A 13,785-nucleotide genomic window follows, 5' to 3' on the forward strand; every position below is an offset into this window, starting at 1 on the left:
GCGCTACAGCACCTCATGATGCTGTCCCAGCCTGACCAGCTCTACATCGGCGTGGATCACGAGCCTGCCGGAGAAAGCGAGGTCTTGCGCTGGCTGGCGACCGAGCTCGGTCTCCCTCCTCCTCGAGTGGTGAAATCTCCCGACCCCGTCCTGCGCCGGCCCCGGGGGAACAAACGCTGTCGCAACACCAAACTGGTTGACTCAGGATATGTATTCCGATACCCGACCTTCCGTGAAGGGTATGGTGAGATGCTGGAGAGCGCCGAAACATAGTACATCTCGGGGCCAGCACGCCGACAGCGGTAGTTTCCTGAAACAGATTTAGATATGTTTGGGGGGGACTAGACTGTGATTTGAAGCGGCTGCTTAGAAGACAAACGGTGCTCAGCTGAGTTGTTAGACGCGATGCTTGTATTCTTGCAAGTCTTTTATTGTAAACACCGATTCAAAGGGAACGACCTTTTGAATCTCTTCTGTACCACCCTCAAGTCTGTCTACGAGAACAATTACTTTGGCGACCTCTAATCCAGACTCTCTTGCCCCATGAATTGCGTCAAGTGTTGACTTTCCAGTGGTGACAACATCGTCGAGTATAATTACTTTTTGGTCGGGGTTCACGGAGCCCTCTACCCACTTTTGCAATCCATGAGGCTTTGGCGTCTTTCTAACGTAGAACCAAGCGATTGGCTCGTGTTGCAAGTAGCTATGTAAGGCTACTGCGTTCAGCATCGGGATTGCCCCGATCTCCAAACCGCCAACTAGATCAATCGAGACCTCTTCTTTTTGCTCGAAGGCTTTGATTCTGATGTATAAAATCTGGCCGGTTAGATAAAGCCCCTCGGCCCTTGAGAGGGTGCTTTTAACGTCGACATAGTATGGACTAGTTCTTCCTGAGGAGAGCTTGAAAGGACTGTTGGGATCTTCTTTGTACGAGTGAGTGTAGAGAAGTTCGAGCAGACGCTTCTCTGCCTTGGTCATTCTCCTCCTCCTTCGCCATAAAAGGGGTGCATATTAGCGCAGGCCCTGTATCTAGTCTACTTAGCGCTACCTCACTACAACATATAGTATAGCCAGCGCTAACTGCCCCAAAATATTGGCATTCCATAGTCCTTGTCAAGTATTTTTTACAAGGTAATAGAGCCTCGGTCCTGGCTCTCTGATTCCGCTTCAAGCTCTTCAATTAATTTTGAATGCATTTCATGGACCACACACTCCCTTTTGAAGTCACGCAAATCTGCATCAGGCGATGATTGCTTGAAGGAAGCGTAACAAAAGAAGGAACTTTTTGGGGGGGTTAGAATTTCTGGTCTTCGCGGTATTGTCGGCGTTCCCCGGTAGTGTCCGGCTCAACGTGGACCACCATGTCCGCCACGTCGGGGAACTGCTCCTTGAGGGAGGCCTCCACACGGTGGGCGATCTCGTGGGCCTTGGCCACCGTCAGCGTGGGGTCCACCAGAATGTGCAGGTCCATGTAAATGGCATCAGACGTTCCCCGGCTCCGGACCGCGTGGACCTCGCGGACCCCCTCGACTTCTAGGGCTACCTTTTCCACGGTGCTCGGCGGGAGACGCGAGGCATCTGATAGGACGTGAAGACTCTGGCCGATGATCCGGACGCCACTTCGCCCGATCAGCAAGACGATGAAGAGGGCTGCAACCATATCGAGGCCTGGATATCCGGCTTTGGCCGCGGTGAGGGAGGCCAGGACGGTCAGGGACGCATAGAGGTCGCTCCGGGTGTGCATGGCATCGGCCGCCAGGACCTCGCTCTGGAGCTGTCGGGCGGCCCGGGCCTCGTACCAGCTAACGAAAAGACTCACCGCCATGGCGACGATCATCACCACGAAACTCATGGTGGTGACGTGGGGTATCGTGCTCGTCTGCCATCGGCGAAAGGTCGCGTGCCCGATCTCGTAGGCGGCTAGGAGGAGGAGGAGGGAGATCCCTAGCGCGGCGAAGCTTTCAAACTTTCGGTGGCCGTAAGGGTGCGAGGGGTCTGCCGGCAGCAGAGCGAAGGAGATGGCGATGAGGCCAATAATGTTGGCAGAACCATCGAGCAGGGAATGGAAACCGTCCGCAACCATGCTCAGGGTTGCGGACCAGGCCCCGTATCCGAGCTTGACTGCGGCAACTGACCAGTTGAGGATGAGGGTAAGTGCAAGGACCCTTCGGATTTTCGCCCCCCGTTCCCCGGGGGATCTGGGTATTTCCGGTGACCTCAACCCATCCTCGGGCCGCCTTCCTGTACGTTTGCTGGTACGTCAGAGGCGAACTGCTGGAAGTTTTCGATGAATCTGCCCGCTAGCTCTTTAGCCTTGGCGTCGTACGCTTTGGGATCCGTCCACGTGTTTCGTGGAGCCAGAACCTCGGGTGGGACCTCCGGGCAGGCCGTGGGGATCTGGAAGCCGAAGACCGGATCGACTTCGGTCGGGGCCCCGTCGAGCTCACCGTCCAAGGCGGCGTTTACCATGGCGCGGGTGTAGGCAATCTTCATCCGGTGTCCCACCCCGTATGGCCCGCCAGTCCAGCCGGTGTTCACGAGCCAGACATCGACCTGATGTTTGGCGATCTTCTCTCCAAGCATCTTGGCATACACACTCGGGTGCAAGGCCATAAAGGGGGCGCCGAAACAGGTGCTGAAGGTTGCTTGCGGCTCGGTGACTCCCTTCTCGGTACCGGCCACTTTGGCGGTATACCCGGAGAGAAAGTGATACATGGCCTGCTCCGAGTTCAGCCGAGCAATGGGGGGCATCACGCCAAAGGCGTCCGCAGTGAGGAAGACGATATTCTTTGGGTGCTCCCCGAGACCGGTCTTCGTGGCATTCGGGATATACCCGATGGGATAGGCCGCCCTGGTATTTTCGGTGAGGGAGTCATCGTCTAGATCGAGGTGTCTGGTGGTGGTGTCGATGGTAACATTTTCCAGGATCGTCCCGAATTTTCTGGTGGTTTCGTAGATTTCCGGCTCGGCCTCTTTGGAGAGCCGGATCACCTTCGCATAGCATCCTCCCTCAAAATTGAAGATGCCTCGGTCGCTCCATCCGTGCTCGTCATCGCCGATGAGGGTCCGGGCGGGATCGGCGGAGAGTGTGGTCTTCCCCGTTCCGGATAAACCGAAGAAGAGGGCCGTATCCCCTCCGGCGCCCGTATTGGCCGAGCAGTGCATGGAGAGGATGTGCGACTGAGGAAGGACGTAGTTGAGAATGGTGAAGATCGATTTTTTGATTTCGCCGGCATAGCTGGTGCCGCCGATGAGGACCAGTTTTTTCTGGAAGTGCACCACGATAAATACCTGCGAGTTGGTCCCGTCCCTCTCGGGTCGGGCGTGAAAGTTGGGAAGGTTGATGACAGTGAACTCGGGGACATGCTCGGCCAGCTTGGCTGGATCGCGCTCCGGGATGAACATGGTCCGGGCGAAGAGACTGTGCCAGGCGGTCTCGGTGATGATCCGGATCGGTAGGCGGTGGGACGGATCGGCCCCGGCGTAGCAGTTCTGGATGAAGACGTCTCTCCCCTGGAGATACGCGAGCACGCGTTGGTGGAGCCCATCAAATTTCTCAGGCGTAAAGGGGCGATTGACCTTTCCCCACCAGACCTTATCCTCGCAGGAGGGCTCTCGGACGATAAACTTATCGTTGGGAGAACGGCCCGTGTGATCACCCGTTCGGACGACGAGGGGCCCCAGATGGGCGAAGACCCCTTCTCGCCGTCGCACTACCTCTTCATAAAGAGCGGCGGCGGGGAAGTTCCAATACGCACGATCCACATTTCGGATGCCATGGGTTTCGAGTCCGCAGTGCCTCGGGATTCGGCCAAGCTGTTCCATGGTATGTACCCCTTTGCTATCAGACATTCTGAGAGCGACCCTGCCTTTTGGGCCCATAATGGCCGCTGGGAATGGGGGTGTATTCTAATATAAACACCGGCCATCTCCCAAGCGATTCCTCGACTCGGGGAAAAGGGGGTGGGGGGTTGCATCTGGGTGCAGGTGGTGGGTGCCTCGGCGGCCGTTCGCTCACACGGTGAATGCCTTGGCGCCTGTTCCCTTCGGTGAGGGCCCAGGCGGGGCCGGGGCTGAAGACTGCAGCGGAAGGGTGACGGTGAATGTGCACCCCTGGCCTTCGCCGACGGATTCGACGCGGATCAGGCCGCCGTGCAGCTCGACCAGCTTTTTCGTTAGGACCAATCCGAGGCCGGTTCCTTGGTGGCGCCGGCTGAGGGAGGCATCAAGCTGTGTGAAGGGCTGGAAGAGCTTCGGGAGGTCCTCAGCGTTGATCCCACATCCCGTATCATGCACAGCGATCTCCACGGCGTTGGATCCAGCTGGTCGGCTCGTCACCGTGATGTGGCCGCCTTCGGGGGTGAACTTCAGCGCATTGGAAACGAGGTTGTAAAGGATTTGGCGGAACCGGACCGGATCAGCCACCAAGAACGTGGGAGAGGTTTCCAGGGTGAGCTTGATCTCCAGCCTTTTTGCTTCGGCCTGGGGGCGGAGGCTGTCGAGGGCTGCTCGTATGGTCTCCGGCAAGGGAAAGGACTCGGGCAGGATTTCGAGCTTTCCCGCTTCGACCTTCGCGAGGTCCAGGATGCCGTTAATGAGAGAAAGCAGGTGCTGTCCGCCGGCAAGCACATGACTCACGTACCGTCGCTGCTTATCGGTCAGGGAGCCAAATTGCTGATCCTGTAGCAGTTCGGAGAAGCCGATGATGGCGTTCAGCGGTGTCCGGAGCTCGTGGGACATGGTGGCGAGAAACCTGGACTTGGTCTGCGAGGACTCCTCAGCCGTCCGCAACGCCTCCTGGAGCCTGGCATTGGCCTCCTGCAGCTCCCCGGTCCGAGCCTCGACCATTTCCTCGAGATCGAGGGCGGTCAGCAGTTGTTCCTCGTAGAGGCGGGCGTGCTCGATGGCCAGGGCCGCCTGCGCGGCAAAAAGCTTGAGCAGGTCCAGTGTGGCCGGCTCCAGGGGCCGACGACTGTGTTTCCGATCGACTCCCAAGACCCCAATGGCCCGGCCGTGAACCACCAGGGGCAGATTAGCAAAGACCCGGGATCGGAGGGCCGCGATCCGGTCGTAGGGGGGCTTCAGTCGCATCGTCTCGGGCATGCCGGCCCGGCCATCCCAGACGACCGGCTGCCGGGTCCGGTAGGCCTGCGCCACCCCCCCACCCTCCGGTCCAATCGGGACCCGGATCCACTCGAGCGGCTCGGTGGTCCCGGTGCTCGCCACCGTCTGAAGCCACCGCTCGTCTCCATCGGCCAGGAGGATGTTGACCCGGTCAAGCTCCAACACGGTCCGGGCTGTCTGCAGGAGGCGGTCGAGCCGCTCCTGAAACTCCAGCGGTTCCTGGATATGAAGACCCGCCCGGTACAGGGCCGTCACCTTTTCTTCCGCCCGCTTACGCTTTGGTTTCATGACGTTGCTCCGGACCCATTACCAACAGCGAATTGGCTGAGGAAGTGCCTGTACTGTGCTCGACCCATGGGTTCCAAGGCCTAGCTGTCGCCTCTATTTGCGTGAGGTTCGGCGTTTCTCCATACGTCTACGCAAATTGCGTGCCTATGAGCACGCCGTTTTTCTCGCCGGAAGTGACCACAAGAAATGGGGCAGCCGGAGTGCGGAACTTATTGATTTTCTTGGTCAATAAGGCCTTGTGTTTTGTATTGGGATGGCGGTATTATCCATGCAGCGTGCTGGGAAAAATACGCCAGGTGGTCCAGATCATCAACGCGGGGGAATGCTGAGGTGAAAGTGATTTTTCTTTGCACAGGGAACTCAGCGCGGAGCCAGATGGCAGAGGCCTTTGCCTGTCACTACGGGGCGGGACAGGGAGAGGCCTCGAGCGCTGGGATCGACCCGAAGGGGCTTCATCCGCTCACCGTCAGGGTGATGGCTGAGCGGGGAATCGACGTCTCTCATCAATCATCGAAGGCGTTGACGGCTGAGATGATCAAAGAGGCTGATTACGTCATCATTGTCTGCGGTCACGCCGATCAGCACTGCCCGGCCCTTTCTCCCCAGGTCGAAAAACTCCACTGGGGTATCGAGGATCCTGGCGCTCTGATTGGACGGGACTCCGAAGACGTGCTGGCCGCCTTTCGCCAGGCCCGCGACGAGATCGAACGGCGTGTTCGCGATTTCTATTCGACGTTAGGGAACAAGGGATAGATACCTAATGGCTGGGTTTAGCTAAACCAATGCGAAAGCCGACCGCGGTTCCGGGCGACCAAGCCATAGACCCGGTCCGCCAGCCACATGCCGCCCGGTATATGAAAGGGGAGGGTCCTGAGAAATGCGCCGGGGAGCCTCGCCACGGTCTCGCGCACCGCGGCGGCCCCCGTAAAAATGTGATCCCCCTCGTCGATCAGATGTAGTTCCTCACGACACCGGTCTAGCGATATACCTGGGAAGCGGTCTCCCAGGTCCGGCTCCTGGAAAGGGATCAGCTCGAGTTGCTTCCCTCGATCCTTCCGGTGGACCCACCGGGCCAAGCGGCGTCAGAGCCCTCAGTCGCCGTCGTAGATGATCGTGGCTTTAGGCGGTCCTGACCGCACTGATCCGTCTCCTCCGGATGCGTGGGGCGGCAAGATCCTCAGTTCAGGTGAGTCCGAGCAGCTGCTCGATCCTGTCCCGGTCAAAGCCGACGATCACCTCCCCATCGATGAGTGTGACCGGCGTGGCGCGAACCCCAAATTTGATCAGTTCGGCCAGCGCCTGTTGATCTTCTCGGATGTTCTTCTCCGCGTATTGCACACCCTTTTGAGAAAGAAACTCTTTCTCGTGGTCACAGGCGGCTCAGCCGGGCTGGGTATAGACGATCACCTGTTTCGCCACGATCTCCTCCTTTCTATCCCCCATAACCGCACCAGTTCAGAAGAACACAGTTGGAAGGACACAGAAGATTCGGATATTAGAGTGCATTCTTCTCCCCGTAAGGGGCTGATCTCTCCTACCACTCGAGCCGCGAAGTGTCCGGGCCGAACAGAAGGCCGATGGCCCAATCCAAGGCCACCCGGACGCGGTTCTTGACCCCGATCATCTTCGCCCAGAAGACAGTCCGCCACAGGACCCAGGCAAAGAGGCCGGCGAATCGGTACCCCCGAATCTCCGCGACGGCATATCGACTTCCGAGCGAGACCAGGTCCCCCTGATGCTGGTACCGGAAGGCGAGCACGCCCTGACCCCGGAGGTGCCGTGCGATGTTTGCGGCGACCGTTTTCGTCTGTTGTAGCGCGACCTGGCCCGTGGGGGGTAGGGGCTGGCCGGTAGAGGGGTCCAAGAAATGCGCACAGTCTCCGAGGGCATAGACTTCAGGGTGATCCGGGAGATGGAGATGCTCATTCACCCGCACTCGCCCCAGGTGGTCCTTGGCGACTGGCAGCGCCTCGATGACCGGGTTTGCCCGGACCCCGGCGGTCCAGATAAGAGTGTCCGCACGGATCTTCTCGCCAGTGGTCAGGACCACGCCGTCCGGCATCATCTCGGCCACCGGGGTCTCGAGCTTCACCTCGACCCCTTTCTGTCGCAGCGTTTCGAGCGCCAGTTGGGCCAGGCTCTCACCCACACAGGGGATGATCCGCGGGGTCGCCTCGAGCAGCAGGATCCGGATCTCTTTTGGGTCGATGTGGCGGTAGAATCGGAGCAAGCTCTTGAAAATCAGGTCGTGGATCTCGGCAGCCAGCTCGACTCCAGTACATCCCCCACCCACCAAAACAAGGGTGAGGAGTGTTCGGCGCCGTGCGGGGTCCGTTTCCTGTTCCGCCCCTTCTAAGCATTCAATCAGGTGGTTACGGAGCCGCACGGCATCCCGCAATTCCTTAAACTGGAAGAGCTGGGGAGGGGGATGCAGTCCGTAGAAGTTCGTCACGCTCCCGAGAGCCAGGACCAAGAGGTCGTACTTCACTGCTCCACGGTCGGTGAGGATCCGCCGCCCATCCAGATCGATGGCCTCCACCCGTCGCTCCAGGAAAGTAAGTCGCCACCGACGCCCGAGGAGGCGGACAGGCCATACTACGTGCCTGGGCTCGATCTTGCCGGCCGTGATCTCGTGGAGCATGGGGGTGAAAAGGTGGAAGTTGTGGCGGTCGATGAGGACAATTTCTGCCTCTTTCTTCCCCCGCAGTTCTTTTTCGAGAAGGCGGGCGGTGTACAGGCCTCCAAATCCCGCTCCTAAGATGGCAACTGTTGACATCACAAGCTCCTCTGCCCATGCTACCATTTCTGTGTCTCTTCTCCAATTCTGCACTGCGGGAAAAGTCCTTGACAGGGGCGGAGGCGAAGCATAAAACCCCGAAAGGACAGGAAAAGCCTTGAGCCGTATTGCGAGAAGCGTCACTAATCTTGCAGAGCGGCCGCTGTCCCCACCCCAGGTGCTGGCCCTTGGCTATGGCGTGTGCATCCTGGTGGGGACCGGTCTCCTCATGCTGCCGTATGCCACTGCTGTGGGCGAGAGCCCCCCTCTGATCGATGCCCTGTTCACAGCGACCTCTGCCGTCTGCGTGACTGGTCTGATCGTGGTCGATACTCCCCACTTCTGGTCCCCCTTCGGCCACGGGGTGATCCTGGCCTTGATCCAGGTAGGGGGGCTTGGATACATGACCGTCTCGACCTTCATTGCCCTACTCCTCAGGCGGCGGGTCTCCTTGCGGGAGCGGCTCGTTCTGCAAAAGGCGGTCGGGATGCTGACCCTCGAGGGGGTGGTCCGGTTTCTCAAGCGGGTCTTGCTGATTACCGTCCTTGCCGAGGGGATCGCGACTGTTATTCTTACGCTTCGATTTAGTGTAGAACACTCGATAGGTCAGGCCTTTTTTCTCGGGCTGTTTCATGCGATTTCTGCCTTCAATAATGCGGGATTCAGCCTCTTCTCCGACAATCTGGCAGGCTACGTCGCCGACCCGGTGGTGAACCTTACCGTGGTGGTGAGCGTCATTCTGGGAGGGATGGGCTACCTCGTGATCAACGAACTTCTGGAGCGACGGCGGGAGCGGGTGACCGAGCACCTCTCGATCCACACACGCCTGGTTCTCGGGACGACGGCAGCGCTTCTAGTCGGGGGTGTGCTGCTCTTCCTGCTCCTCGAGTGGACCAATCCTAAGACGCTCGCATCTTTGGGAATTCCGGAACGGCTGCTGGCCGCCTCCTTTCAGGCGGTGACCCCGCGGACCGCGGGGTTTAACACGGTCGGGATCGGCGTTCTTCGTGAAACCACCCTCTTTATGTTCATCGTGCTGATGTTTATCGGGGCATCACCAGGAGGGACAGGCGGGGGGATCAAGACCACGACGTGTGGGACGGTTCTCGTTGCCTTGTGGCGGAGACTCCGCGGTGACCATGAGATCAACCTGATGGGCCGCAGGCTGCCACAGAAGGTCCTGAACGATGCCTTCATCCTTTCAGGCCTCTCCTTTATTTATGTTATCGTCGTGACCTTGACGCTTATGGTGAGCGAGGGATATTCGTACCTTTCCACGCTCTTTGAGGTGACCTCGGCGTTCGGGACGGTCGGGCTTTCCACGGGCGCCCCGGGGCTCGTGACCAGTCTCTGCAGCCTGTTCTCCGCTTTTGGCAAGATCGCCATTGCGGGGACCATGCTGGTGGGCCGGATAGGACCTCTCACCCTGGGAGCTGCCCTCTTGTCCAAGGAGCCAGCTCCGAGTTATCGTCTTTTGGAAGAGCAGGTCCTTATTGGCTAGGGAGGGAAGATGGTTAAGCCGCAATTTGCCGTGATCGGCCTGGGAGGCTTTGGGTATGCCGTGGCCAGGACGTTACTGGAGAAAGGGTGTCAGGTTCTCTGCATTGACCGGTTGGAAGAGCGGCTGGAGCAGGTCCGTGAAATCGCCACGCTGGCAGTCCAGGCGGATGCCACCGACGAGAAGGTTCTTCGGGAAGTAGGAGTGGGAGCGGTGGATTGCGCGGTAGTGAGCTTGGGCCATGACATGGAGGCGAGTCTTTTGGTGGCTATGGCGCTCAAGGACATCGGGGTTAAGCAACTCGTGGTGAAGGCAGTCGGTTCCCTTCACGGCCGAATCCTGAAAAAGCTGGGAGTCGACCGGGTGGTTTTTCCGGAGGCGGATATGGGACGGCGAGTTGCGGAGAGCCTGGTCACCCCCTCGATCCTCGATTATCTGGAACTGGGAGAGGGATATGGGGTGGCCGAGGTGGGCGCCCCTCAACAGTTGTGGGGGAAGAATCTCGCCGAGCTTCAACTCCGGACCCAGTACGGAGTCACCGTCCTCGCTATTCGACGGGCTTCGAAAGGCGAGCAACCGACCATCGTCGTGAGCCCGTGGGGCGCCGAGGTCATTCTGGAAGGAGATATCCTGGTCATCATCGGCGAGGAGAAGAACCTCGGAAAACTTAGCGCAGCAGAAGAGTAATGGGGGGGCGGGCCTACATCGGGACGTCGGGCTGGAGCTATCCGCACTGGCGGCGTGTCTTTTACCCGAAGGCCCTCCGGGGCGAGGCGTGGCTGAACCACTACGGCACCTTCTTCGAGACGGTGGAGCTGAACAACACTTTCTATCAGCTTCCGGAGGCGAGCACGTTTCGTCACTGGTACCGGGAGACGCCACGGCGTTTTGTTTTTGCGGTGAAGGGGAGTCGCTTTATCACCCACATGAAGAAACTGCAGGCGCCCCGGGGAGCCTTGAATCGTTTCCTCCGGCGCGTAAGCATCCTGAAAGAAAAGCTGGGGCCCGTGCTCTTCCAGCTCCCGCCTCGTTTTAGGTGCAATCTGGAGCGGCTGGCGGATTTTGCCGATCTCTTACCGGCGGGGCACCGATACGCCTTTGAATTTCGGGATCCCACCTGGTTTGTGCCTGAAGTGTATGCCATTCTGAGAAAGAGGGGCCTCGGATTCTGCATCTTCAGTCTACAGGAGCTTCCGTGTCCGGAGGTGATCACCGCCCGCTACGCCTATATCCGGTTTCACGGGCCTGGGGCTAAATACGCGGGGAGGTATTCTGAGGCGGAACTTCGGGTGTCGGCCCGCCGCATCCGTAGGTGGCTCTCGGAAGGTCTTGACGTGTACAGCTATTTCAACAACGACGAGCGCGGGTACGCAGTGGCGAATGCCATTCGGCTTCGCGAGCTCGTCGGCTGATCTTTATCCCGAGGGATGCGCCCCGAGGGGTTTCCATCAACCACTCGTGCGTTTGCTTGAATCGACAACACATGGTGGTCCACCGGGATTTGAAAGGGAAACACGACTAATCTTGACGAGTTATCAACATATCTACATCCTCTACTCCTAGGCCCCTCGCTGGCATATCCACAGCTTTATCCACACCAAACCCAAAAAAATTAACAACTTACACCACTTTTTGCTTGACTCGTCTGCTGACACTGGGCTACGAATAGACTACAATTCCCCATGGCTGTTCTGAACGCCGGGCACGTCTAGCCGGCAGCCTACCCTGCCCAAGTCCACGTCAACCTACTGCACCACTGAGCCGTGCTTAATCCCTGGTGAGAGGAGGAATGACATGGATACAGGCATTCACGTATACGCAATCCAACGCCGCCATTCCCGCTGGCGAGTCTGGGGGCCCGAGGGGCGGATTGCTCCCAACCACACGGCCTCCTTCCTCAACATCAGTCAGGGGGGGGCCCTGATCGAACACGTACACCCCGTCCGGCCCGAAAGCCTCTTGTTCCTCACGGTCCTCGTCAACGAACGGGAGGTGAGGCTCAAGTGCCGCGTAGTCCGGTCAGAGGTTCAATCTTATGAGGTCTGGCCCACAGGGAAGAAGGAACATGTCTACCGGACGGGACTGGAGTTTCTGGGACTCTCCGAGAACTCTCAAGGACTGATCTCTGAATACATCAATTCATTGAGAGGAGAAGATAAGGCAACACGGGGCAGCGAGTGACTAGCCAACGGTAGAAACTCTTTTTTTAGCCTCGTCTCGCATGGCCGATTTCCCTCCCGGCCCTCACAACTTGCATTCTCCCTCTACCCTCCCTTTCAAGGGTGAAGGAAAGGGCGGGCGGCAGTCCTCGCTTGCCCTCATCCCCCAGCGCATATATATTAGGGTATAGTCGTGTTCTTGCCTAGAGCAGGAAACCGGCTGAATTCCTTCCTTAGTATCTTCACGCCCTAGGCCGATTGTTGAGCGGCCGGGAGGGACTACCATGCAGGACTCGTTCGGAACGAGCGGCATTCTTGACGTGGGCGGGACAAAGCACCGCATCTGGCGACTCGAGGCCCTGGAGAAACGCGGATGGGGCATGGCGAGACTCCCTTATGCCTTGCGGATCCTGCTCGAGAACCTGCTGCGGTGCGAGGATGGGGCGGTCGTCACGGCGGAGGAGATCGAGGCCGTCGCCCGCTGGGATCCCAAGGCTCCCTCCACCCGCGAAATCGCCTTCACTCCGGCACGGGTGCTGATGCAGGACTTTACCGGCGTCCCTGCGGTCGTCGATCTCGCGGCGATGCGGGATGCGATTAAGCGGATGGGGGGTGACCCCAAGAAGATCAATCCCCTGCAGCCAGCCGAACTCGTGATCGACCACTCCGTCCAAGTGGACGCCTTCGGATTGCCCGACGCCATTCGGATCAACGCGGAACGGGAGTTCGGGCGTAACCACGAGCGGTATGCGTTCCTGCGCTGGGGGCAAAAGGCGTTCGACAACTTCCGGGTGGTGCCCCCGAACACCGGGATCGTTCATCAAGTCAATCTCGAGTTCCTGGCCCGCGTGGTGATGTCCGCCCAAGATGGCGGCGGAAATCCCGTCGCTTACCCTGACACCCTGGTCGGCACTGACTCACACACCACCATGATCAACGGCCTCGGCGTGCTCGGCTGGGGCGTTGGCGGGATCGAGGCCGAGGCGGTCATGCTCGGCCAGCCTTTGTCAATGCTGATCCCTCAGGTCGTCGGGTTTCGTCTCGTCGGCCGTCTGCGCGAGGGGGCCACAGCCACCGATCTGGTCCTCACGGTCACGGAGATTCTCCGGAAGAAAGGCGTGGTGGGCAAGTTCGTGGAATTTTTCGGACCGGACCTTGAGCAACTTTCGCTCGCGGATCGTGCCACAATCAGCAATATGGCCCCGGAGTACGGGGCTACCTGCGGGATCTTTCCGGTGGACGCGGAGTCGCTGCACTATCTCGCGTTCAGCGGCCGTTCTCCCGAGCAGGTCCGGCTCGTCGAGGCCTACATGAAGTCGCAAGGGCTCTTTCATACGGCCGATACCCCGGAGGCGGAGTATTCAGACGTCCTCGAGTTCGATCTTGGCACGGTCGAGCCCAGCCTTGCCGGGCCTCGCCGCCCCCAGGACCGGGTGAGACTGAGTGACGTTAAACGCTCCTTCCATCAGGAACTTCCGACAATGCTCAAGGCCGCGGCCGGACGGGCCAAGGCACCCGGCGTCGAATTGAGCCGCTTGGAGGACGAAGGGGGAAAACCAACAGGGGTGGCGGTGGCTGAGGCAGAAGGAGAGGCGGCTGGCGTCCGCACGCGGCTCAACGGCGATGAGTTCACCCTCCGCCACGGCTCGGTCGTGATCGCGGCCATCACGAGCTGCACGAACACCTCGAACCCCTCGGTCATGATGGCGGCCGGGCTGTTAGCCAAGAAGGCCGTGGAGCGGGGCCTCAATTCGAAGCCCTGGGTCAAGACGAGCATGGCTCCAGGCTCGAAGGTCGTAAGTGACTACCTGAAGGAGGCAGGGCTCGATCGCTTCCTCGAAGCACTTCGCTTTCACGTGGTCGGCTATGGGTGCACGACCTGCATCGGCAACAGCGGGCCGCTCCCGCCACCGATCTCGCGCGCCATCCAGGACGGAGGG

14 protein-coding genes are annotated in these 13,785 nt (G+C 59.3%); 7 read left to right on the forward strand and 7 right to left on the reverse strand.

The annotated features are described in order from the left end of the window. Window positions 1-273 (forward strand): SDR family NAD(P)-dependent oxidoreductase (locus O6929_08305; GenBank protein MCZ6480388.1); only part of this gene is annotated, 273 nt, incomplete at its 5' end. 123 nt (window positions 274-396) lie between these two features. Here the strand turns inward: O6929_08305 and pyrE are convergent. From pyrE to O6929_08325, 4 genes are all read right to left on the reverse strand, one after another. Beyond that, on the reverse strand, window positions 397-978 hold the full coding sequence (gene pyrE, locus O6929_08310) for an orotate phosphoribosyltransferase (protein ID MCZ6480389.1): 582 nt from the start codon (window positions 976-978) through the stop codon (window positions 397-399). A gap of 316 nt (window positions 979-1,294) precedes the next feature. Beyond that, window positions 1,295-2,221, reverse strand: coding sequence for a cation diffusion facilitator family transporter (locus tag O6929_08315; GenBank protein ID MCZ6480390.1), 927 nt, complete (start codon window positions 2,219-2,221; stop codon window positions 1,295-1,297). After that, window positions 2,218-3,852, reverse strand: a complete 1,635-nt coding sequence (locus tag O6929_08320) for a phosphoenolpyruvate carboxykinase (GenBank protein ID MCZ6480391.1) — start codon at window positions 3,850-3,852, stop codon at window positions 2,218-2,220. The genes O6929_08315 and O6929_08320 overlap by 4 nt, the downstream gene beginning before the upstream one ends. Before the next feature lie 162 nt (window positions 3,853-4,014). Continuing rightward, a complete protein-coding gene (locus tag O6929_08325) occupies window positions 4,015-5,412 on the reverse strand; it encodes an ATP-binding protein (protein ID MCZ6480392.1) in 1,398 nt (465 codons plus the stop codon). 336 nt (window positions 5,413-5,748) lie between these two features. Between O6929_08325 and O6929_08330 the strand changes: the two genes are divergently transcribed. Continuing rightward, a complete protein-coding gene (locus O6929_08330) occupies window positions 5,749-6,165 on the forward strand; it encodes an arsenate reductase ArsC (GenBank protein MCZ6480393.1) in 417 nt (138 codons plus the stop codon). 17 nt (window positions 6,166-6,182) lie between these two features. On the opposite strand, the gene O6929_08335 is transcribed toward O6929_08330, so the two are convergent. From O6929_08335 to O6929_08345, 3 genes are all read right to left on the reverse strand, one after another. Continuing rightward, a complete protein-coding gene (locus O6929_08335) occupies window positions 6,183-6,488 on the reverse strand; it encodes a DUF393 domain-containing protein (GenBank protein MCZ6480394.1) in 306 nt (101 codons plus the stop codon). 106 nt (window positions 6,489-6,594) lie between these two features. Further along, a complete protein-coding gene (locus tag O6929_08340) occupies window positions 6,595-6,831 on the reverse strand; it encodes a glutaredoxin family protein (protein MCZ6480395.1) in 237 nt (78 codons plus the stop codon). Window positions 6,832-6,946: 115 nt separating this feature from the next. Beyond that, entirely contained in the window at window positions 6,947-8,215 is a 1,269-nt protein-coding gene (locus O6929_08345; protein ID MCZ6480396.1) for an NAD(P)/FAD-dependent oxidoreductase, read from the reverse strand. 91 nt (window positions 8,216-8,306) lie between these two features. On the opposite strand from O6929_08345, the gene O6929_08350 reads away from it, so the two are divergent. From O6929_08350 to acnA, 5 genes are all read left to right on the forward strand, one after another. Beyond that, window positions 8,307-9,689 carry a TrkH family potassium uptake protein gene (locus O6929_08350; protein ID MCZ6480397.1) on the forward strand — a complete coding sequence of 461 codons (1,383 nt, stop codon included), beginning with the start codon at window positions 8,307-8,309 and terminating at the stop codon, window positions 9,687-9,689. Between the two features lie 9 nt (window positions 9,690-9,698). Beyond that, window positions 9,699-10,373, forward strand: a complete 675-nt coding sequence (locus O6929_08355) for a TrkA family potassium uptake protein (protein MCZ6480398.1) — start codon at window positions 9,699-9,701, stop codon at window positions 10,371-10,373. Continuing rightward, window positions 10,373-11,098 (forward strand): DUF72 domain-containing protein, encoded by a 726-nt coding sequence (locus tag O6929_08360; GenBank protein MCZ6480399.1) that lies wholly within the window; start codon window positions 10,373-10,375, stop codon window positions 11,096-11,098. The genes O6929_08355 and O6929_08360 overlap by 1 nt, the downstream gene beginning before the upstream one ends. Window positions 11,099-11,480: 382 nt before the next feature. Then, window positions 11,481-11,867: a PilZ domain-containing protein gene (locus O6929_08365; protein MCZ6480400.1), complete on the forward strand. Its 387-nt coding sequence runs from the start codon at window positions 11,481-11,483 to the stop codon at window positions 11,865-11,867. Between the two features lie 262 nt (window positions 11,868-12,129). Further along, a partial coding sequence (acnA, locus tag O6929_08370; GenBank protein ID MCZ6480401.1) for an aconitate hydratase AcnA occupies window positions 12,130-13,785 on the forward strand: 1,656 nt, incomplete at its 3' end.

It is taken from the genome of Candidatus Methylomirabilota bacterium (assembly GCA_027293415.1).
Taxonomy (GTDB): domain Bacteria; phylum Methylomirabilota; class Methylomirabilia; order Methylomirabilales; family CSP1-5; genus CSP1-5.

What these genes read in the sequence shown, in the direction of transcription:
- pyrE (MCZ6480389.1), bottom strand. Translation starts at nt 978, where the DNA reads ATGACCAAGGCAGAGAAGCGTCTGCTCGAACTTCTCTACACTCACTCG.
- O6929_08320 (MCZ6480391.1), bottom strand. Translation starts at nt 3,852, where the DNA reads ATGTCTGATAGCAAAGGGGTACATACCATGGAACAGCTTGGCCGAATC.
- O6929_08325 (MCZ6480392.1), bottom strand. Translation starts at nt 5,412, where the DNA reads ATGAAACCAAAGCGTAAGCGGGCGGAAGAAAAGGTGACGGCCCTGTAC.
- O6929_08345 (MCZ6480396.1), bottom strand. Translation starts at nt 8,215, where the DNA reads ATGGTAGCATGGGCAGAGGAGCTTGTGATGTCAACAGTTGCCATCTTA.
- O6929_08355 (MCZ6480398.1), top strand. Translation starts at nt 9,699, where the DNA reads ATGGTTAAGCCGCAATTTGCCGTGATCGGCCTGGGAGGCTTTGGGTAT.
- O6929_08360 (MCZ6480399.1), top strand. Translation starts at nt 10,373, where the DNA reads ATGGGGGGGCGGGCCTACATCGGGACGTCGGGCTGGAGCTATCCGCAC.
- O6929_08365 (MCZ6480400.1), top strand. Translation starts at nt 11,481, where the DNA reads ATGGATACAGGCATTCACGTATACGCAATCCAACGCCGCCATTCCCGC.